Genomic DNA, 20,224 nt, shown 5'->3' on the forward strand with positions numbered 1-20,224 from the left:
CGATCCTCTGATTACTTAAGTCATTGATATATATCAATTAGTTTTATTCCCTCATCCGGGTTTCGGGCGTTTTTCGACGGTCCTGACCCGCCTCTGTCGTTGCCTTATCTTGCCTGTGGATCCATTAACGGGTTGACTAGCGGCCAAGTGATGGCAGGAGTTCCGCTCCTGAACGTTACCTATAAAAACTACAAAAAGGGTCTCGTCATGAAAGCCTTCCCAATGGCACAGAACCGCCTGGGTTCTGACCGCGTTATCTCTATCTGTTACGCCGTGTTGTGCTTTTTTTTCGCTTCGGTGATGTCCGAGCAGGAGGCACACGCATGGCTATCGATTTGAAAAGGACTGTCGATTGTGGCCCGATGAGCTCTTTCCAATGGCTTGCCATCGGAATTTGCATCGTGCTGAACATGATTGATGGCTTTGATGTGCTGGTCATGGCGTTCACGGCCGCGTCGGTGTCAGCCGAGTGGGCGTTGAGCGGTGCGCAAATCGGCCTGTTGCTGAGTGCCGGTTTGTTCGGCATGGCGGCCGGTTCTCTGTTTATCGCGCCATGGGCGGACCGCATCGGTCGGCGTCCGTTGATCCTGCTGTGTCTGGTGGTGTCCGGTACGGGCATGCTGCTTTCGTCGTTGAGCCAGTCTCCAGTGCAGTTGGCGTTGTTGCGGGGTGTAACGGGCTTGGGTATCGGCGGCATTCTGGCCAGCAGCAACGTGATTGCCAGTGAATACGCCAGTAAGCGCTGGCGCGGGCTGGCGGTGAGCTTGCAGTCCACTGGCTATGCCTTGGGCGCGACCTTGGGTGGCTTGATTGCGGTCTGGTTGTTGTCACATTGGGGCTGGCGCTCGGTGTTCCTGTTTGGCGGTCTGGTGACTTTCGCCGTGATCCCGCTGGTGCTGTTGTGGTTGCCCGAGTCGCTGGACTTTTTGCTGGCTCGTCGCCCGGCAACGGCCTTGCAGCGCATCAATCGCCTGGCCCAGCGTATGGGGCTGTCGACTTTAGAGCAAATGCCGCCTGTGGTGGCGAGTGTGGCGGGCGAGGGTAAAGGGTTTACCCAGTTGCTGACCCCGGCGTTACGCCGTACCACGCTGTTGATCTGGCTGCTGTTCTTCCTGGTGATGTTCGGCTTCTACTTTGTGATGAGCTGGACACCCAAATTGCTGGTGTCTGCCGGTCTTTCCGCGCAGCAAGGTATTACCGGTGGTGTGCTGCTGAGCGTGGGCGGGATCTTCGGTGCGGCGTTGGTCGGCGGTCTGGCGTCGCGCTGGCCACTGACCCGCGTACTGTCGTTGTTCATGCTGGTGACCGCAGGCTTGCTGGTGCTGTTTGTCGGCTCGGCCTCTTCGGTCATGGCTGCACTCGGTCTGGGCCTGTTGATCGGGATGTTTTCCAACGGTTGCGTGGCCGGGCTGTATGCACTGTCGCCGGTTGTGTATGACGCTTCGGTTCGCACCACGGGCGTGGGTTGGGGCATTGGCATTGGCCGGATTGGCGCCATCCTGTCGCCTATCGTGGCCGGCTTTCTGCTCGATGCCGGCTGGCAACCGCTGCACTTGTACGGGGTGTTCGCCATCGTCTTTGTGATTGCGGCGGGCTGCCTGTTGCTGCTTAAACCGGGTCGCGTATCGGCGCAACCGGCACTCACGCCGGCCTGATTCAGACTATCGATCACTGCCCGGCCAGGCCGGGCAGGCTCCACAACACGGGCACAACACACGTATACAGTCGGGCGGGCTTTTCCAGCTGCGGGGAGCGGCTGCGCCCAAAAAAGGAGAACAATAATAATGAAGAACACAATTGGCTTACTGTCCTTGACCTTGTGCGCGCCGGTAATGGCTCAGGATCAAGGTTTTTTTGAAGACTCAACCACGGACCTGCTGCTGCGAAATTACTATTTCAATCGCGATTTTCGTGATCCGGGTGCCACTAAAAGCAAGGTGAATGAGTGGGCTCAGGGCTTCATTCTCAAGTTCAATTCTGGCTACACCCCAGGTGTCGTAGGGTTTGGCGTGGATGCGATGGCCATGCTCGGGGTCAAACTGGACAGTAGCCGTCCGGCCAGTGGCTCGGAGTTGCTGCCGGTGCATGCCGATGGGCGTGCAGCCGATAACTTCAGTCGCGCGGGTGTGGCGGCCAAGGCGCGTTTCTCGGCCACTGAAATCAAAGTCGGTGAGTTGATGCCGGATGTTCCGGTGCTGCGCTACGACGATGGTCGCCTGCTGCCACAGACGTTCCGCGGGGCGATGCTGGTGTCCAAAGAAATAAGTGGTCTGGGTTTGCAGGCGGGTCAATACCGGTCCGTGAGCTTGCGTAATTCCTCAGACATGCAGGACCTCTCCGCATGGGCGGCGCCGGGTGTGATGTCTGACCGCTTCAACTATGGCGGTGCTGAATACCGTTTCAACGAGCAGCGAACACTGGTTGGGGCCTGGCATTCGCAGTTGAAAGACATCTATCAGCAGAGCTATTTCAATGTGCTGCACAAGCAGCCCGTGGGTGATTGGGTCTTGGGCGCCAACCTGGGGTATTTCATTGACAAGGACGATGGCAGCGCCCGGATCGGCAACGTCAGCAGTCGCACGGCTTATGGTCTGTTCTCGGCCGCCACGGATGGGCACACCGTGTACCTGGGGCTGCAACGGGTGAGCGGCGACACCGGCTGGATGTCGGTGTACGGCAGCAGCGGTCGGAGCTTGGGCAACGACATGTTCAACGGCAACTTCAGCAACGCGGACGAGCGTTCGTGGCAAGTACGTTATGACTACAACTTCGCGGCGTTGGGCGTGCCGGGGCTGTTGGCGATGGTCCGTTATGGCCACGGCGACAACGCCACCACCAAACAAGGTACCAACGGCAAGGAATGGGAGCGCGACACCGAGGTCGGCTACACCATTCAGAGCGGCAGTTTTAAAAACCTCAGCCTGCGGGTCAACAACGCCACCAACCGTCGCAGCTTCAACAGCGATTTTGATCAGACCCGTGTGGTGATCAGCTACCCACTGTCAATGTAATGACCCTGTCTGCGGTGGGGTGAGCGTGCTGGCAATCTTTTGAGCTCATAAGATCGCGCGGCAAGCTCGCTCCTGCAGGCGCTTGCGTTACTATGTTCGCCTCTTGTTTTCTGGAAGTCGTCTGGATGAGCAAACCCGGTCAATTGGTGCTGATTGCACTGCGCAAAATGATTGCCTCGGGCGAGTTGGCCGCTGGCGAGCGTCTGATGGAAATTCCTACCGCTGAGTTGTTCGGTGTGTCGCGGATGCCCGTGCGCATGGCGTTTCGCACGCTGGAGCAGGAAGGCTTGCTGGTGCGGTTTGGGGGGCGCGGGTTTCAGGTGCGTTTGGTCAGCGCCAATGACATCGCCGGTGCGGTGGAGGTGCGCGGTGTGCTCGAAGGTCTTGCAGCACGCCTGACCGCCGAGCGCGGGCTGTCGGCAGAAGGCCGGGCCACCCTGGAGTTGTGTCTGCTGCAAGGCGACGAGTTATTCGATAAGGGCTTTGTCACCGAGGACGATCTTGAGGTCTATCACGACCTCAACATGCGCTTTCATCAGGTGATTATCGAAGGCAGCCACAATCCGGCGATTGCCGATGCGCTGGCGCGCAACGATCATTTGCCGTTTGCGTCGGTCACGGCGCTGGCGGTCGATCGCAAAGACATGGCCCGCGAATATCGCCGCTTCAATTACGCGCATATGCAGCATCACTCGGTGTTCGATGCCTTGGTCAGTGGCCAGGGTGCTCGCGCTGAAGCCATGATGCGCGAGCATGCCAATGCCACCTTGCGCTATGCCGAGATTTTCAGCTCGGCGGTGGCCAGTGAGCGGATGAAAGTGATTCACCGCCCGGACTGACGAATCGTTAAATATCCAGCACCAGCAAGGGTGATTTCGAGCGTGAACAGCACGGCGTGAATTGGTTGTTGCAGGCTTGTTCCTCTTCGGTGAGGAACATGTCGCGATGGTCCGGTTCGCCTTCCAGCACGTTGGTCAGGCATGTGCCGCATACCCCTTGTTCGCACGACATGGGGATGTCGATGCCGTGATTTTCCAGGGCCTGAACCACTGTTTTATCAGCCGGGATCTCAATGATTTGACCGGTGCTGGCCACCTTTATCGAAAAACTCCCGTCATGGCTGCTGTCGACCGGCGCAGCGGCGAAGTATTCGCGGTGCAGTGTGTCTTCGGCCCAGCCTTGTGTGCGGGCGCTGTCCAGGACGTGCTGCATAAAACCACCCGGGCCGCACACATAGAGATGCACGCCGGGTTGCGGATTGCTCAGCACTTGAGCGGCATTCATTGCGGTTTCGGGCTGTTCGTCAAAATGCAAAAACACCCGATCTGCAAAGGCTGACTGGCGCAGGCGTTCAACAAACGCAGCGCGCTCGCTGGAGCGGGCGCAGTAGTGCAGCTCAAAATCCGCGTTGCTGTTGGCCAGGCGCTCGGCCATGCACAGAATCGGGGTAATCCCGATCCCGCCCGCAAACAACAGGCTGCGCTGAGCTTCAAGCACCAGCGGGAACAAATTGCGCGGTTCGCTGATCTGCAAGCGGTCGCCGATGTTGATGTGTGCGTGCAGGCTTTGCGATCCGCCGCGCGAAGCGGGGTCCTTGAGTACGCCAATCAGGTAGCGATGGCGTTCGTCCGGGTGATTGCACAGCGAGTACTGGCGGATCAGTCCGCCGGGCAAGTGAACGTCAATATGCGCCCCGGCGCTGAACGGGGGCAGGGCGCTGTCATCGACACTGGCCAATTCGTAACTGCAAATGTCTTGCGCTTCGGTTGTGCGCGATACCACCACCACATCAATCATGCTGGATCCTCACAGCGTTGCCGGCATCGGGCACGCTTGTCTTGGGTGTTCAAAAAGGCGCGGGCACGGCAGCGATTGCCGTGCCCGAGAGGGCGTTACTGAGCGGTAGCGATCAGGTGTGGCTCGGGTGTGCGTTCGCTCGCGATAATGCGCTCCAGAACACGGCGAGACTGCACGCCGCCCGAGTCGATGTTGAGCTTGAGCAAGGCGCGATGCGGGTGATCCAGCAGGTTTTGTTGCTGGCGTTCGAGCATTTCCAGGTCTTCGCTGAAAATCTTCCCTTGACCCTCGCGAATCGTGGCGGTGAGAGCCTGATCCTGCGGATTGAAATTGCGCGCCATGCCCCAGAAATACCAGATCGAGGTATCGGTCTCGGGGGTGATGAAGTCGACCACGATGCTCGATGCCTTGAATTCAGGCGCGGCGTGATAACCGCCTTTGCCGGCGTGGGCAACCCCGACTTCGATCAATACATGGCTGGGTGGCGAGAAGCGGCAGATCTGCCAGCGGTCGACCGGCACATCATCGGCCAGGTTGTTACCGCGCAGCGCCATGCGCCAGAAAGGCGGGGCCATGATGTTTTCCATGTGCCGGGCGGTGATCACTTCATTGCCTTCGACGGTGGTGGTCGGTGCGACCTCATCGATTTCCTTCTGGCCGATGCTGGACGCGTGCACATAGGTTTCATGCGTCAGGTCCATCAGGTTGTCGATCATCAGGCGGTAATCGCAACCGATATGAAACAGTCCGCCGCCATAAGCCCATTCATCGCTCACGGCCCACTCCAGGTGATGGATCTGCGCAGGGTCAGCCTTGTCCTGTTCGCCGGGCCATACCCAGATAAAGCCGTAACGCTCAACGACTGCGTAAGTTTTATTGCAAGGGAAGCCGCGAACGCGCTGGCCCGGCATTTCGACGGTCTTGCCGTCGCAGCCCATGACCAGGCCGTGATAGCCGCAGACCAGGTTGCCATTTTCGACATAACCCAGAGACAGGGGGGCGCCACGATGCGGGCAGAAATCTTCGACTGCCGCGACTTTGTTCTCCTGGCCGCGATAGAAAACGATCTTTTCGCCACAGATCTGCCGGCCCAAGGGCTTGTCGGCAATTTCATCAGGGGTGCACGCAACGTACCACGTGTTTTTTGGATACATGACCAATCTCCAGATCAGGTGTTATTGCTTTTATGGATCCATTAGGCGTGATTTGCAGCGCGTGAGTCAATTTTGCATTGGACTTATTTGTCAGTAATTAGCTGTTTTAGGCGATTACCGAACAAAAATGATGGTGCAGTATTTTATTAGTGGATCCATTAAGTGAAATTCTTGTTTTTTGGCCCGTGACGGGTGGGGCCACGTCAGAAGCTGTTTTGGGCGGTCAAGACGGTTGATCTGCTGCCCAGGGCGCGAAAGATGCGTTTTCGCCCAAAGTGCCACCTGAGGTAGAATGTCGCGGTTTGAAGGCTGGCACCCCTGGATTTTCATGTCCGCGCAGGCTCACAGGAAGGAGCAGCAAGGGGATCAGTACCAATGGAATCGCGAGAAGGTGGCGGGAGTGAAGGAGCTGGGCAGATCGAATCTGTTATTGGCCACTCCCGGCACACCCTATAAATGTCACCCAAGTAGCTGAAGCCAAAAGCAATAAAAGATCAGCGCCCAAGGTACATAAAAGTGAGGTCTGCAATGTGCATAGACCTTATATATCTGCCCGTTCAAGGCCTCATGGAGGGTTCGATTGCAGGCAGCCTGTCTTGCAGTGAATCGAGGTCTGTCATGAACCGCGTGCCGGGTAGATGGCGTTTTATCTTAGGTACGACAACATGTTAAAGAAGATGAACAAAGGGCTACTGGGCCTGGCGCTGAGCATGGGGCTCACGTCCGTGCACGCTGGCGAGCCAAAGCACGTTGATGTACTGCTGATTGGCGGCGGTATCATGAGCGCTACTCTGGGTGTCTGGCTCAACGAGTTGGAACCTGGCCTGTCCATGGAGATGATCGAGCGTCTCGATGGTGTGGCTCTGGAAAGCTCCAACGGCTGGAACAACGCTGGTACCGGTCACTCAGCACTGGCTGAGCTCAACTACACCCCGGAAGACAAGAACGGCAACGTTGAAATCCCGAAGGCCATTGAAATCAATGAGGCCTTTCAGGTATCGCGTCAGTTCTGGTCCTGGCAGGTCAAGAACGGTGTTTTGAAGAATCCGCGTTCGTTCATCAATTCCACACCGCACATGAGCTTTGTGTGGGGCGATGACAACATCAAGTTCTTGAAAAAGCGCTACGAAGCCCTGCAGGCGAGCCCTCTGTTCGCTGGCATGCAGTATTCCGAAGACCCGGTTCAGATCAAGAAGTGGGTTCCGCTGATGATGGAAGGGCGTGACCCGAACCAGAAAGTCGCGGCCACCTGGACGCCTATCGGTACTGACGTAAACTTCGGCGAAATCACGCGCCAGTTTGCGGCATACCTGCAAACCAAGCCTGACTTCAGCCTGAAACTGTCGAGCGAAGTGAAAGACATCAAGCGCAACGAAGACGGTTCGTGGCGTGTGGTGTACAAAAACCTCAAAGACGGCACTGAAAGCGAAACGGATGCCAAGTTTGTATTTATCGGTGCGGGCGGCGGTGCTCTGCATCTGTTGCAGAAGTCCGGTATTCCTGAAGCCAAGGAATACGCTGGTTTCCCGGTAGGGGGCTCGTTCCTTGTAACCGATAACCCTGCCATTGCTGAACAGCATCTGGCCAAGGCTTACGGTAAAGCTTCGGTGGGCGCACCGCCGATGTCGGTTCCGCACCTGGACACCCGCGTGCTGGATGGCAAGCGCGTTATTCTGTTTGGCCCGTTCGCCACCTTCTCGACCAAGTTCTTGAAAGAAGGTTCGTACTTTGACCTGCTGACCAGCACCACGCCTCACAACATCTGGCCAATGACCAAAGTCGGTATCGAACAATACCCGCTGGTTGAATACCTGGCCGGTCAGTTGATGCTGTCGGACGAAGATCGCTTCAACGCGCTGAAAGAATACTACCCGGATGCCAAGCAAGAAGACTGGCGTCTGTGGCAAGCCGGCCAGCGTGTGCAGATCATCAAGCGTGACGAAGAGAAGGGCGGCGTGCTGAAACTGGGCACTGAGATCGTTGCCGCCAAAGACGGCAGCATAGCCGGCCTGCTGGGCGCATCGCCGGGTGCATCCACAGCTGCACCGATCATGCTGTCGGTACTCGAAACCGTGTTCAAGGACAAGGTTGCGACGCCTGAATGGCAAGCCAAGCTGCATCAGATTGTGCCGAGCTACGGCACCAAGCTGAACGGCTCGCCTGAGCGCGTTGCACAGGAATGGGCGTATACCGCCGATGTTCTGCAACTGACTCCGCCACCGGCTATCCCCGCAGCCACCGCTGCCCAAGAAGCCACTGCTGCGCCGGCTAAGCCTGCGCCAAGCAACCCAGCGGCTGACATGGCGCTGTAAAAAAACAGCCCCGTCCAACCATGTTGGGTGGGGCTGCCTTGTTTGAATCCTGCTGCGTTTTACCCCCGCTACACGCCTGACTCCATTCCTTTTATTGGCTGCCGAACAGGGCGGTCCAGTAAATTCCTGCGTCACTTTTAGGGTCAACGGCATAGGCCGCGCCCAGCTCGCGAAACGCCGGGTTCATGATGTTGGCGCAGTGCCCGGGGCTGGCCAGCCAGCCGTCGACGACCTTGCGTGGGGTGTCTTGACCTGCCGCGATATTTTCACCGATCTGTTGGGCGATATAGCCGGCCAATTCGGCGCGATCTCCCGGTGTGCCACCGGTACGGTCCTTGTGGTCGAAGTAATTGTTGTTGGCCATGTCTCGGGTATGCGTCTGGGCAGCAGTGCCCAAGGTGGCGTTCCAGGTCAGGGGGCCGGTTGGGGTGAAGGCCTGGGTACCGCATTGGCGCGGCTGGGTACGAGCGCTGTTGATCAGTTCAAGGACCCTTTGGCCTTCCGCTTGTGCATCGCCCAGGCGGCCTGTCAGCAACGGACGCGCCAACACGATGCGCCAATCCTGCTGGGAGTGACTGACACCGATGTCGACAAACTGGGGGTCCAGTACCACTTTGCAGAAGCTTTCTTGTACGGCTTTCATGGCGGACTGTGCATCGCGCGGGCCTGACAGATTGATGGCCTGCACATTAACCAGCGGGTAGGCGGCTCGGCCGAGCGCTTCTTGCAAGTCGCCAAAGCTGTTGGCGGGCAGCACCAGCCGGGTGTCGGAGGCCAGCGGCGGCAGCTCTTGGGAAGCCTGGCCGGCGCACAGTTGAATCTGGCTGCGGTAAGCGTTGATCGAGTCCACCAGTTGCGACTCTTCGCTGGCCAGGGCCGAGGCGCTAAAAATCAGGCCCAGGGTTAATCCGGCAAGGCGGTTAAAGGTGAAGTGGCGGCGCATAACGTTCCCTCGGATCGGAATGCGCCCATGATGCGTTATTTAAGGCTGGCCGTGGCAGGCCTTTTTAGTCATTGAGCTGTGCAACAAACGCTTTGGCTTTGGCCGTCAGTTGATCGATCTGGCGGTCGCGTTTTTTCTCGGCGTCGAGCATCGCTTTTTTGCCGTTGCGTTGCAGCAGATAGGTATGGATCTGTCGCACTTCGGTCGATTGATAGACCGACGCCACGTCCAGTACGCCCATCAGGCCATCTGTGCTGTGATCACGGGTGTTCATCAATACTTGCGGGCCGCGGGTGCCGATGACTTGAAAGCCCATGGCTTGAAACGCGGCGACTTTGCTTACGCTGCAAGTCAGCTCGGTGTGTGGGTAGCGGCGGGTCACGGCTTGCAGCATGGCTTGCATGACACCCAGGTGGCGGTGGCTGGAGAGTTCAGCCATGTAGGCAATCCCACAGGCTTCAGGATCGTCCTTGACCGGCAAATAGAGGACAAACCCGGTGACTTTCTGCGGGTCTTGATCATCTGTTGCGACCATCAATTCAACCGCGATGCCTTTGGTGCCGTCCAGGGCTTGCAGGTACAGGTGCACTTCAAAGCCGATGGCGTATTGATAGATGCTGTACAGCAGATTGCTTGGCGCGATTTCCATGGCGCTGATTTCGCTGAGGTGATCGACCACGAGCTGCAAAATCTGGGCGTTGATCGGCTCGCTGATCGGAGTGTTGAAGTGGGTGAGGGTGGTCATAGGTCGGTTCTGCGAGGCGTGAAGGGGGGCGCATTCCCCTGTAGGAGCGAGCTTGCTCGTGATCTTTTAATTGTTCAAAAGATCGAGTGCCGGTCACTCCTGCAGGGTGTGTGTTGCCAGGGGGTTAGCGCTGGCTCAGCCAATAGTCATGCAGCGCACGGGCTGCCGGGGCAATGTCGGCCACGCGTTGCTGGTGGGCAGGCACGTCCAGGTCGGGCGGCAGTTCAAAGTTGTCTTGCTCTGCGCACTCGGCAATGGCTTGCAACAGGCCGGCCTGGATGGCTGGCAAAGGCGCCCATTGAGCCACGGCAACCCCGCGCTCGTAACCGAAGCACCACTCTTCGGCCAGGGTGACGGTTTGACCCAGGTGCTCGGTCTCTTCAAAACGCGGAACAAAGGCCTGGCTGTCTTCTGCCAGTTGGCGGGCCAGGGTATTGATATGGCGCACGCTCAGTTCGATGAACTGTTTGGCTTCATCGGTGTTTTCCCAGTTTGGGTTTTGACCGCCCCAGATCGCAGGGAACCAGTCGGCAATGTCCACGGGGTTCGGGCCTGAAACCAGGGCTGTGAAGAAGCCATCGAGTTCGCAGGCGTTTAGAACAGAGTGATCATCGCCGTATTTGAGCAGAGTGTCTTCGATGGCCTCGAAGTCTGCGGCGTTCAGGGGATGGCTTTGCATGTCGGGTTCCTTGGCATTGATCCAGAGTCAACTCTGCGTCAGACGTGTGCCGTTCAGTCGACTTGCACAATCGAGTCGACAACAAAGTATTTAAAGCCGGCTTTGGCCAAGGCTTTTTTGGCTTCCTGTTCGGCATCAAAGCGGCTTAGCTTTTTTGAGTCGTGTACAAACAGTGTTTCTTCGCCGTCAAACACTTTGCTGACGTGCAGCGATACACGTAGCACCGGGCCGCGGCGCTTGACCGGGGCGCGTGGTGCCGGCTTGGGGGCCGGAGCGGCGGCTTTGGGAGCGGCGGGGGCTGGAGCAGGAGCGGGCGGAGTAGCTGGCGTAGTGGCTGCAGGCAGATCAAGGCCGAGCGCTTTACGCATTTCGTCCTCGGTGAATCCGGTACTCATGTGCGGGCTCTAATAGTGATTAAAAAACGCGCTTATAAGTGACTGCGCACTGTTAAGCAAGAGAAATCAGTAGGTTGGGTCGAAATGGGTTGCTCGGGTAGGACAATCCAACCGCAAAAGAGTCTGTTAAGTGTCACGCAGCAAATCATGACCATCCAGTAATTTGTAGGCAATTTCTGGACGTCTTTCCAGTGCCCGGCGAATCGCAGCCGGAATTGACTGGCGGGTTTTTCGACACAATCCGGGTTGATCCGCGATATGGATCCCAATACCGCGCATGCTTCGCACCTCATTGAAACCGGGCTCGATTTTCAACTCAATGCCCAGTTGCTCGTACATGCGGCGTTGCATGTGTTCAAGGTCGCCCAGGCTCTGGATATTCTCCAGGCGCTCTATCAGGACCTTTTCGGCCTTGCGGTCGAGGTTCAGGATACGCAAGTCCGGCGCGGGGGCCATCAACAGCTGTTCGCGCTCGCAGTTGCAGGCGCCGGGAGGGCAAGGCTGACGGATTGCATTGGCAGGGCTCATGGGCTTGAGCATAGCCATATTGCCCTTGGTTTGTCGCGGCCTGGCCGTGACGATTTCAGGGCGCTTGCAGGCGCGGCGCCATCGGCCAGAGAGTGAAGCCCACTTCCCATGTGTGAGCTGCCCCAAGGTTGTGATCTTTTAAAAGATCGAGAGCGAGCGACTACAGGATTCTGGAGAGGCTCAGGCGGACAGTGGGCTCATGTCTTCATCAAGGATGGCAGCGTACATGCGGCGATCGACATTCGCGCCGCTCAGAATGACGGCGACCCGGCGACCCTGTTGCTGCGACTGCTCCTTTATCAGTCCGGCCAATCCCGCGGCGCCAGCGCCCTCCGCGGTGTTGTGGGTGGTCTCGTGGTACAGGCGCATGGCGTGTGCGATCTCGCGGTCTGATACGCGAATGACACGCGCGGCACCTTTGGCAATGATCTCCAGCGCTTCGGGCAGCGGCTGGCGGCAGGCCAGGCCATCGGCGAAAGTGTGAGCGGTGTCCGTGCAGACCACGTGACCTTGCTCGACACTTTGAGCAAAGGCATCGGCGTGTTTGGACACCACGCCGACAATCTCAGTGTTCAACCCCAGCAGGTCGCGGGCCTGAATCAGCCCGCAAATCCCTGAGCCCATGCCGATCGGTACATACACCGTGTGCAGGTCGGCCACAGCTTCCAGCAACTCAAGCGCGTAGGTGGCGACTCCGCGAATCAGGTCCGGGTGAAACGCGGGTACCAGGTGCAACTGATAGTCGGCGGCGAGCGTGGCGGCATGGCTGCGCGCTTCATCGAAGTCTTTGCCGTGTTCAATGACTGTGGCGCCCAAGGCGCGCATGGCGGCGTTCTTTTCCAGGGAGTTGCCTTCAGGCACCACGATGCTGATGGTCAACCCATGCCGGCGCGCCGCCAGCGCCAGGCTCTGGCCGTGGTTGCCACGGGTGGCGGTCACCAGACCTTTGGTCTGGGGTTCACGCGTTAACAAACCCTGCACGTACAGCATGCCGCCGCGCACTTTAAAAGCGCCGGTCGGGTTATGGTTTTCATGTTTGACCCACACCGTGCAGCCCAACTGATCGGCCAACAAAGGCCAGGCCAGTTGCGGGGTCGGGGACATGCTTTGGTACACAGTGGTTGCGGCGAGGCGAAGAGCTGTCAGGTCAAACATGGCACACCGTCATCAGGAGGATTTGACTCGATTCTAGGTGCGTCGCATTGTATGGGCCGAACCTTATATTGCATGGCCAACAATAAATGTGGATTCCCGCCCTTAACAACTCGTCGCAACCGCGTTATCTGGCGTTGGTGGACGCCATCGCGCGTGCCATCAGCAGTGGCGAGCTAAAGCCCGGCGAGCGTTTGCCCCCGCAGCGGCGACTGGCCTGGGCGCTGGGCTGGAACCCCAGCACCACCATGCAGGCCTATCGCGAGGCTGCGCGCAGGCATTTGGTTTCGGGCGAAGTCGGGCGCGGCACTTACGTGCTGGCGGGCAGTCAGGAGGCGACCCTGTTTCGCTTGCAGCGGGTTGATGAACACGGCGCGCTGACAGATTTGCGTACCAACGTTCCGGCCATCGATCACGCCAGCCAAAGCGATGCGCAGGCGCTGGCCTGGTTGCTTGAAACCCATCAGGCGATTCGTTTGCAGCGTTACCTGAGTGCAGCTGACCTGCTCCAGGCCCGCGCACTGGGCGCGCACTGGCTCAAGGCCCGCGGGCTGCATCTTAGCGCCGACAACATCATGCCCTGCACCGGGGCGCAGCAAGGTTTGTTCACCGTCTTGCTCTCGCTGTGCCAGGCGGGGGAGCCGGTCCTGGTTGAAGCATTTACGGCACCGGGGATCAAGGCCGCCTGTGCTCAACTGCGCTTGCCGATGCATGGGGTGGCCATGGACCGGGAGGGTATCGTGCCGCAAGATTTCGACCGCATGATCCGCGCCACCGGTGCACGCATAGCTGTTTTGACGCCCACCCTGCAAAACCCGACCTCGGCGGTGATGGGGCCCGAGCGCAAAGAGGCGCTTGCCCACATTGCACGACGCCACGGCATCTGGGTCATCGAGGACGACGTCTATGGCGCGCTCACCGACAGCCCGCCCCTGTGCCAGCACCTGCCGGAGCTGGGGGTGCTGGTCAGCAGCCTGTCCAAGACTGTGGCGGCGGGGGTGCGCTTGGGTTGGATTGCGGCCAGCCCGGCGTTACTGGCGCGTATTGATCCACAGGCGCAATCAGCTCACTGGGGCCTTTCGCCGGTGTGCCTGGCGATTGCCAATCAATGGATCAGTGATGGCACCGCCCGCCAGCGTGCCGTGTGGCAAACCGAAGAGGTGAGCCGTCGCTGGCGACTGGCAAAAAAGCTGTTGGGAGCGGTGATGTACCAGACGCAGATTGCGTCACCGCATATCTGGCTGACCGTGGCCCCGAGCGAAGTCCCGCTGGCCGAGGCCTGTAGAGCGGCAGGTATCGATGTGGTGTCAGCAGATGTATTTGCGGTTAAATCCAGCCCTACCCATGCAATACGCATCAGCCTGACCGCAGCTCAGACTGTGCCGCGCCTCAAAGCTGCGCTTGAGCGTGTTGCGCAGATCATTGAGCAGAGAGCCCCATGCGCAGAGAAATAGGCTATTGGCACCGTGAAGGCCGCGAACTGTTTTATTACCTGGAATTCAAGCCCGAAACTGCCGAGTTCTACCTCACCTGCGAACACTGCCCCAGCGAAGGCGAAGGCAGTGTGCGCTCGGTATTGCTCAGCGAAGCGCGGGGTGAACGCTACTACGAAGATGCACTGCTGATCATCAAGGAAGAATTGTTCAAGCAGTACACCGTATAAACCCGTAGGAGCTGCGCCGATTCAGACTTGTTTAGATACCTATGCCTACAGAAGGCGCGCTCTTAGTTCAGCGAAGATCGCTTGCCGAAGAACATTTCGGTGATCAGGTCGTTGTTGATTTGATCGCCTTGCAGGGTGCGTACCAGCAGTTCGCTGCCCAGCAGCGGCAGTGACAGCACCATGGTCGGGTTGACACGTTTGACCTTGGGCATGTTCCGGGTTTCGTTGACCAGCGCGATGATTTGCGTGTTTTCACCGGCGACCTCCTTGGCCGTCAGAATGGTGAACACGTTTTCAGCATCGTTTTCGCACAAGGTGACGATGTATTTGGCATCCCCGGCACCCGCCAGCTTGAGGGTCGCGGCTGACGATGGATCACCTTCAATGAGGTCAGTTTTTTCCGGCAAGTCGTGCAGGCTGCCTGGAGCACACACTACGGTGACGTGTTCGCCTCGGTCGGTCAGGCCTTTATAGACGTTCTCGGCCAGTGAACCGACGCCAACGAGGATGTAGTGATTTTTACGGGCCATGTGGGTAATCCTGCCTTTAACGATGCGTTGGATGTTGTTGCTGATCAGGGGGCCGGCAATGGACGCCACCGAAATCGCGAAGATAGTGATGCCCAGGATGATCACCGTCAGGGTGAAGAAACGGGCGTCGGTGGTGTGCGGCACGATGTCGCCAAAGCCCACGGTCGACATCACCACAATGGCGAAATAGAACGCAGTGGGCAGATCGGTGACAGCCGGTGCAAACTCCTCGCCCATGTAGAGCGTGCCCAAGGTGCTGTAGACGATCAGTGAGGCGATGCTGACCACTGCAAAGAAACTGCCGCTGGCCAGACTGTAGTGGTCAAATCGGCGCCAGTAAAAAACCAGTACGGCAATCGTGATCAGCGAGAAGACGGTCACACCATCGGGTTTTTTCAGGATGAAAAAATCAACGCAGACCGTTGCCACCAGCAGTAGCAGGGCAAAGAACCAACTGATGCGTGACTTGATCAGCAGCCCGAAGGACATCAGTAATAGTACGAAGCCCACTACGAACCCTGGAATCTCCAGTAAGGCCAGAAAGCTTAAGGCCTCTTTCCAGGAATCAAAGGAGCCGCCGGCAGCGTTGGAGTGGGCGACCCCGCGCTGCAACACAGGCAAAAAAAGTACAAAGCCGTTGATGGCCACCAACAAGGCGACCCCGGTGGCAAAGTTGAGTCGCGATTTAACTTCCTGTAATAAAGTCATGGTTCCTACGACGCGTCTGTTAAGGGGTTGTTGGAGTGTAGGCGAAGTTTTTCAGGCTGGCGCAGGGGTGGCAAACTATCAAGTGTTGGCTCCCAGTTGGTCATAGCCGCGCAGGTAGTAATTGAGGCCCGAGATCAGCCAGCACAGGACAAACATGGCGATGATCCAGTAGCCAATCTCGCCGAAGTTGTCGTTGAGCGCAGCGATCGGTGTCCAGATGCCGCCAGTGAGTTCCAGTTTGTCGGCGATCAGCCCCAAGGCCTCGATGCCGCCAATAAACAGCGCTACAACCACCGAGGCCGCAGTGATGGTGATGTTGTAGTAAAGCTTGCGCACCGGCTTGGAAAAGGCCCAGCCGTAGGCACCGATCATCACGAAGTTGTCCAGTGAGTCGATCAGGGCCATGCCAACGGCAAACAGCACTGGGAAGACCATGATTGACCACAGGTTGATGCCCTGCGAAGCGCTGGTGGCACTGATGCCCAGCAGGCCGATTTCGGTCGCGGTGTCGAAGCCCAGGCCGAACAGAAAACCCACCGGGTACATGTGCCAGCTTTTGTTCACCAGGTTGAAAAGGCGACCAAAGATCCGCGCCATCATTCCACCCTTGTTGGTCGCGAGCAGGTCGAGCTCTTCAGGGGGCAGGGTATGGCCTGCCTTGACCTGTTTGAACTTTTTGTACACCGAAATCAGGATCACCAGGTTGAGCACGCCGAACAGCAGCAGGAACACGGATGACACCAGAGTGCCAATCAAGCCACCGGTTTCGTGGAACCACTCCATGTCGTCCTTGAAGGCCATGGCGGTGGCGGCAATCGCGAACGATGCCAGAACCACAATGGTCGAGTGCCCCAGCGAGAACCAGGTGCCGACAGCAATTGGCCGCTTGCCTTGCTGCATCAGTTTGCGAGTCACGTTGTCGATGGCCGCGATGTGGTCGGCATCGACGGCATGGCGCAATCCGAAGCCGTAGGCCAGTAATGCTGTGCCCATCAGCACCGGGTTGCTGCCGAACTCGATGAACGCCCATGCCCAGGCGAGCAGGTTGGCAATGACGAGCCCAATCAATAATAAGATCGCCCGTCGGGTGGTGTCGGTCGGTAGCTGGGTACCAGGTAACTGAGCGATGGCTGACATCTGGAATTCCTGCAAAAGGTTCGACATTTATTGGCGATGGGAAGGCATCACGTCCTTGTTCGGCACCAGGAACAACCATGAAGCGAGTACAAAAGGCATGGTCAGGGTCGGGATGCCGACAGGGCCCAACAGAGTATTCAACGCCCCTTGCACAAATACAGTGAAAACTACCCCGATCAAGGTGTAGATCAGTACACGCCAGCTCGGCTTGTTAAATGTCGAGCCCAGTGCGATAGCGGTCAGCACGGCACTGAATGCGTAAAGCCCGTTGTTGATGCTTGAGTGCTCAGCCTGTAGCAGCGTTGCGACCAGTACCGCCAGCAGGGAACCGAGCAGGGCGAACACGGCGGCCCACAATGAAGACACTGCCAGCCCGGCCAGGAACAGCACGCTGCCCACCACGGTGCTGATCAGGAACACTTCAGAAATACCATAGAACGTGGCATGGAATAGCTCGATGCCGTCTAGCAGATTGCTGTTGTGCGCGACCAGGTCGTGGGGCAGGTTGGGCACCGGCAACGCGTTGCTGCTCAGGCCGCCAAAGGCATAGCTGGCCAACAGCATGGTCCAGGTCACCAAGACGAAAGGGGCGGTGAGGGCCGCGACTTTCCAGGTTTTCAGAATGTCGGCGATGCAGATGGTGACGATTACCGAGACTACGCCGCCGAGAATGATGCACAGCCAGACGATTGGCGTGACTTCCAGGAAGGTCGGCAGAGCTACGCCCACCAGGCAGCCGTTATAGCCAAAGAGCCCGGCCTTCCAGGACCTTTGGTCCTTGAGGTGCATGCCGGTGAACGTGGCGGCGACAGTGCCCAGCACACTCCCATAGGCCACTGCCGGGTTGCCCTCGGCAAAGGCCCCGACAAAAATCGCGGCAAAAAACAGCAAGCCGGTCAGGGGGTTGCTCTGGAACATGACTTGCGAACAGCCACGCAACGTGACGTCAATAAACGCCAGGACCACGTTGCCACTGGCCATTTGAGACCACTTGGATGCAGCTTCCATATCGACTCTCCCAATGTAGGCCTTGTGGGCGCTGGCGCAGGCTGCGATCTTTTGTGCCAAATCAAAAGACCTCAGCCTGTGGTAGCGCCCACGGTGTTGTTTATTTCCACAGGAACTGCGGTTGCAAGGTCACGCCCAGAATCTCTTCACGGGCTACTTTCCAGAATTCACGGATCCGGGCTTTGACTTCACCACTGTCATTGCCCAGCACCTTGAAGATCAACCCGCAATGGTTGGGCAAGCGTGTCACGCCGCTGGCCAGCCCCGCCTCAAGGTCAAACAGCGCCGGAATGCGCTCGACGATCCGGTCGTGATGCTCCTTGGGCGTGAGCAGCACCACGTTGCCGAACACGTCGAAGGTTTGCATGACACCAATGGCATCCAGACTTTCCCTTTTCGGTTCCAACACGTACTTCTCGACAAACAGCTCTTTGCCTTCCAGGTTTTCAGCGCAGACCCGCGAGGAGTACACGTCAAAGCCAAAACGTTCATCAACGTGGTGGTACTTGCGCCCCGACATCAGGATTTCGCAGTAAATCGCCGTGGCCGTCGGGTGGATCTTGATCTGGGTATCGGTGATGAACCGCGCATCGCGATGCGGAATCAGCGGGTCGGGCATGAACTCCAGATAGCCGTCCTCTTCGATCCGCAGGTGCTGGATTTGCGAGGCGTAGTTGGCATTCATCGAATGCACTTTGGTGGCCGACTGGGTGGTGACGTGGCCGCAGGCACCCACTCCCACATTCACATCGGTGGCCAGGCGGTCGCCCTGAAGCACACAGCCCGAGGTAGAAATCATGGTGACACACGGCAGCTGGGGCATTTCTTCGTCCCAATACAAGGCCCGCTGCACCAGTGACGGTACGCGTCGTTCCATGTCCGCCAGTACGCTGCGATCAGCGCGTTTTTCAAAACCTAATCGCAGGTAGCCACTTTTGCCGGCCGCGCCGCTTTGCATTTGCGGCGGCTCGTCCTGGTATTGCGCTAGCTCCGGCGCATCAGTGCCTAATGAGTGAGCGCGAAGCCGTGACGGGGTGTTCACGATCTGGCTCAGCGCTGTCATGCAGTGACCTCGGGTTTGGTGGTCGGTGCCGAAGGTTTTTGAGCGAACAGGAACATGTGTTCGATCATGTCCACCAGTTCTTCAATGCCTTGACCGGTTTTGCAGTTGGTGAGGATATAAGGGCGGTTGCCACGTACCACTTTGGTGTCGCTTTCCATCACATCCAGGCTTGCGCCAACGTAGGGTGCCAGGTCGATCTTGTTGATGATCAGGATGTCCGCCTGAACCAGGCCGGGGCCGTTTTTGCGAGGGATTTTTTCACCTTCGGCCACATCAATCACGTAGATATAAAAGTCGGCCAGCGCGGGGCTGAAGGTCAGGGTCAGGTTGTCTCCGCCGCTTTCGATCATGATCAGGTCGCTGTCCGGAAACTTCTCTTCCATCTCCTCGACCGCTGCAATGTTCATGCTAGGGTCTTCACGCACGGCGGTGTGCGGGCAGGCACCGGTTTCGACGCCGAGAATCTTGTCTTCGTCGAGGATGCCCTTGAGCGTGCGCTTGACCTGTTTGGCGTCTTCGGTGGTGACGATGTCGTTAGTGATGATCAGCGGCTTGTAGCCACGGTTGATGAGGATCGGGGTGATCACTTCGATGATCGCGGTTTTACCTGAACCGACCGGGCCGCCAATACCAATGCGAGTAATCTTTTTCACAGGGATTTCCTTAATAGAAAGAGCGCTGATTGGCTCATGTATCAATTCATAAACAGGCGTACATGGGCTTTGACGTGCACCGCTGCCAGTACATCGACGATGGGCACGTACGACGACATTTGATTGATATCGCCGATCTCGGCGATGTCACAGAACGCTTCAATGTCGTGATTGAGTTCAAACAGAATGTGCTGGGTGTCGAGGTGGGTGACCCGCATCAGGCGCATCGCCGCGCTGAGGATGGTCATGGCCACGCCGTACTGGTGCATCACCACCACTTCACGGGCGCCAATGCCCTGGGTGGACATGACCACGGCTTGAGTCACCGGGTAGGTGCCTGCGGCATTCCCGGCCTTGATTTGTTCTAGCCACCAGCGCACCAAGGGTTTTTCGACGACGTGAATCGACATCTCTGCCAGTTTTTTGCCCATGCGCGTGGCCATCAGCCGACTTTCTTCGTTGAGCTTGCGGTTATTCACCGCCCAGTCGGCGCGCAAGATGCCCTCGCGATCGTCGGTCACGGCTGCCCGATGTGCAGCGACTACGCCCATGCCGTCACAGCTGGCGGCCTGTTTGAGAGCGGTGAGGACGAAACCCTTGAGGGTCGCGACATCGTGAACGATGCCTGTTTGAATGGCCGATTCCACGCCGTTCGAGAACGAAAAGGCACCGACCGGCAACACCGAGTCGCCAAATTGCATGATGCGAATTAGATCTGATGCGTTCATCCAAAGCGCCTTTTGCCG

The 20,224-nt window shown here is 58.0% G+C and carries 20 protein-coding genes; 6 read left to right on the forward strand and 14 right to left on the reverse strand.

The window, feature by feature from the left end:
• Positions 1–323: 323 nt before the first annotated feature.
• The 3 genes from ACIQYF_RS15155 to ACIQYF_RS15165 all read left to right on the forward strand — a co-directional run bounded on the left by ACIQYF_RS15155 (position 324) and on the right by ACIQYF_RS15165 (position 3,850).
• Complete coding sequence (locus ACIQYF_RS15155) at positions 324–1,655, forward strand: MFS transporter (RefSeq protein ID WP_402863132.1); 1,332 nt, start codon at positions 324–326, stop codon at positions 1,653–1,655.
• 129 nt (positions 1,656–1,784) lie between these two features.
• The gene (locus ACIQYF_RS15160; RefSeq protein ID WP_402863135.1) at positions 1,785–3,011 is read left to right on the forward strand and encodes an OprD family porin; all 1,227 of its coding nucleotides are present in this window, start codon (positions 1,785–1,787) and stop codon (positions 3,009–3,011) included.
• A gap of 125 nt (positions 3,012–3,136) precedes the next feature.
• Positions 3,137–3,850: a GntR family transcriptional regulator gene (locus ACIQYF_RS15165; RefSeq protein ID WP_402863138.1), complete on the forward strand. Its 714-nt coding sequence runs from the start codon at positions 3,137–3,139 to the stop codon at positions 3,848–3,850.
• Between the two features lie 7 nt (positions 3,851–3,857).
• Here the strand turns inward: ACIQYF_RS15165 and ACIQYF_RS15170 are convergent, their stop codons facing one another.
• Together ACIQYF_RS15170 and ACIQYF_RS15175 are read right to left on the reverse strand one after the other, a co-directional pair.
• Positions 3,858–4,808, reverse strand: coding sequence for a PDR/VanB family oxidoreductase (locus ACIQYF_RS15170; RefSeq protein WP_402863141.1), 951 nt, complete (start codon positions 4,806–4,808; stop codon positions 3,858–3,860).
• Between the two features lie 95 nt (positions 4,809–4,903).
• A complete protein-coding gene (locus ACIQYF_RS15175; protein WP_402863144.1) occupies positions 4,904–5,962 on the reverse strand; it encodes a Rieske 2Fe-2S domain-containing protein in 1,059 nt (352 codons plus the stop codon).
• A gap of 665 nt (positions 5,963–6,627) precedes the next feature.
• Here ACIQYF_RS15175 and mqo point away from each other — a divergent pair.
• A complete protein-coding gene (gene mqo / locus ACIQYF_RS15180) occupies positions 6,628–8,274 on the forward strand; it encodes a malate dehydrogenase (quinone) (protein WP_402863147.1) in 1,647 nt (548 codons plus the stop codon).
• Positions 8,275–8,365: 91 nt separating this feature from the next.
• On the opposite strand, the gene ACIQYF_RS15185 is transcribed toward mqo, so the two are convergent.
• The 6 genes from ACIQYF_RS15185 to ACIQYF_RS15210 form a co-directional block, all read right to left on the reverse strand.
• Positions 8,366–9,217 (reverse strand): CAP domain-containing protein, encoded by an 852-nt coding sequence (locus ACIQYF_RS15185; RefSeq protein ID WP_402863150.1) that lies wholly within the window; start codon positions 9,215–9,217, stop codon positions 8,366–8,368.
• Positions 9,218–9,281: 64 nt separating this feature from the next.
• Entirely contained in the window at positions 9,282–9,962 is a 681-nt protein-coding gene (locus tag ACIQYF_RS15190) for a GNAT family N-acetyltransferase (protein WP_402863153.1), read from the reverse strand.
• A 124-nt stretch (positions 9,963–10,086) separates the two neighbouring features.
• Positions 10,087–10,641 carry a UPF0149 family protein gene (locus ACIQYF_RS15195; protein WP_402863156.1) on the reverse strand — a complete coding sequence of 185 codons (555 nt, stop codon included), beginning with the start codon at positions 10,639–10,641 and terminating at the stop codon, positions 10,087–10,089.
• Between the two features lie 53 nt (positions 10,642–10,694).
• Entirely contained in the window at positions 10,695–11,036 is a 342-nt protein-coding gene (locus tag ACIQYF_RS15200; RefSeq protein ID WP_402863159.1) for a hypothetical protein, read from the reverse strand.
• A gap of 126 nt (positions 11,037–11,162) precedes the next feature.
• Positions 11,163–11,564, reverse strand: a complete 402-nt coding sequence (locus tag ACIQYF_RS15205) for a hypothetical protein (protein ID WP_402863229.1) — start codon at positions 11,562–11,564, stop codon at positions 11,163–11,165.
• 180 nt (positions 11,565–11,744) lie between these two features.
• Entirely contained in the window at positions 11,745–12,719 is a 975-nt protein-coding gene (locus ACIQYF_RS15210) for a threonine dehydratase (RefSeq protein ID WP_402863162.1), read from the reverse strand.
• A gap of 86 nt (positions 12,720–12,805) precedes the next feature.
• Here ACIQYF_RS15210 and ACIQYF_RS15215 point away from each other — a divergent pair, with 86 nt between their 5' ends.
• Together ACIQYF_RS15215 and ACIQYF_RS15220 are read left to right on the forward strand one after the other, a co-directional pair.
• Positions 12,806–14,170 carry a PLP-dependent aminotransferase family protein gene (locus ACIQYF_RS15215; protein ID WP_402863165.1) on the forward strand — a complete coding sequence of 455 codons (1,365 nt, stop codon included), beginning with the start codon at positions 12,806–12,808 and terminating at the stop codon, positions 14,168–14,170.
• On the forward strand, positions 14,155–14,379 hold the full coding sequence (locus ACIQYF_RS15220) for a hypothetical protein (protein ID WP_402863168.1): 225 nt from the start codon (positions 14,155–14,157) through the stop codon (positions 14,377–14,379). Before ACIQYF_RS15215 ends, ACIQYF_RS15220 begins: the two co-directional genes overlap by 16 nt.
• Positions 14,380–14,441: 62 nt before the next feature.
• Here the strand turns inward: ACIQYF_RS15220 and kch are convergent, their stop codons facing one another.
• From kch to ACIQYF_RS15250, 6 genes are all read right to left on the reverse strand, one after another.
• A complete protein-coding gene (gene kch, locus ACIQYF_RS15225) occupies positions 14,442–15,617 on the reverse strand; it encodes a voltage-gated potassium channel protein (RefSeq protein WP_402863171.1) in 1,176 nt (391 codons plus the stop codon).
• Positions 15,618–15,695: 78 nt separating this feature from the next.
• Positions 15,696–16,754, reverse strand: a complete 1,059-nt coding sequence (locus ACIQYF_RS15230) for a HoxN/HupN/NixA family nickel/cobalt transporter (RefSeq protein WP_402863174.1) — start codon at positions 16,752–16,754, stop codon at positions 15,696–15,698.
• A gap of 27 nt (positions 16,755–16,781) precedes the next feature.
• The gene (gene yut / locus ACIQYF_RS15235; RefSeq protein WP_402863177.1) at positions 16,782–17,762 is read right to left on the reverse strand and encodes an urea transporter; all 981 of its coding nucleotides are present in this window, start codon (positions 17,760–17,762) and stop codon (positions 16,782–16,784) included.
• Positions 17,763–17,862: 100 nt separating this feature from the next.
• Positions 17,863–18,825, reverse strand: coding sequence for an urease accessory protein UreD (locus ACIQYF_RS15240; RefSeq protein WP_402863180.1), 963 nt, complete (start codon positions 18,823–18,825; stop codon positions 17,863–17,865).
• A complete protein-coding gene (gene ureG, locus ACIQYF_RS15245) occupies positions 18,822–19,478 on the reverse strand; it encodes an urease accessory protein UreG (protein WP_402863183.1) in 657 nt (218 codons plus the stop codon). Before ureG ends, ACIQYF_RS15240 begins: the two co-directional genes overlap by 4 nt.
• Positions 19,479–19,519: 41 nt before the next feature.
• Positions 19,520–20,206 carry an urease accessory protein UreF gene (locus tag ACIQYF_RS15250; protein ID WP_402863186.1) on the reverse strand — a complete coding sequence of 229 codons (687 nt, stop codon included), beginning with the start codon at positions 20,204–20,206 and terminating at the stop codon, positions 19,520–19,522.
• Positions 20,207–20,224: the final 18 nt, after the last annotated feature.

The organism is Pseudomonas sp. NPDC096917 (assembly GCF_044762555.1).
Taxonomy (GTDB): Bacteria; Pseudomonadota; Gammaproteobacteria; order Pseudomonadales; family Pseudomonadaceae; genus Aquipseudomonas.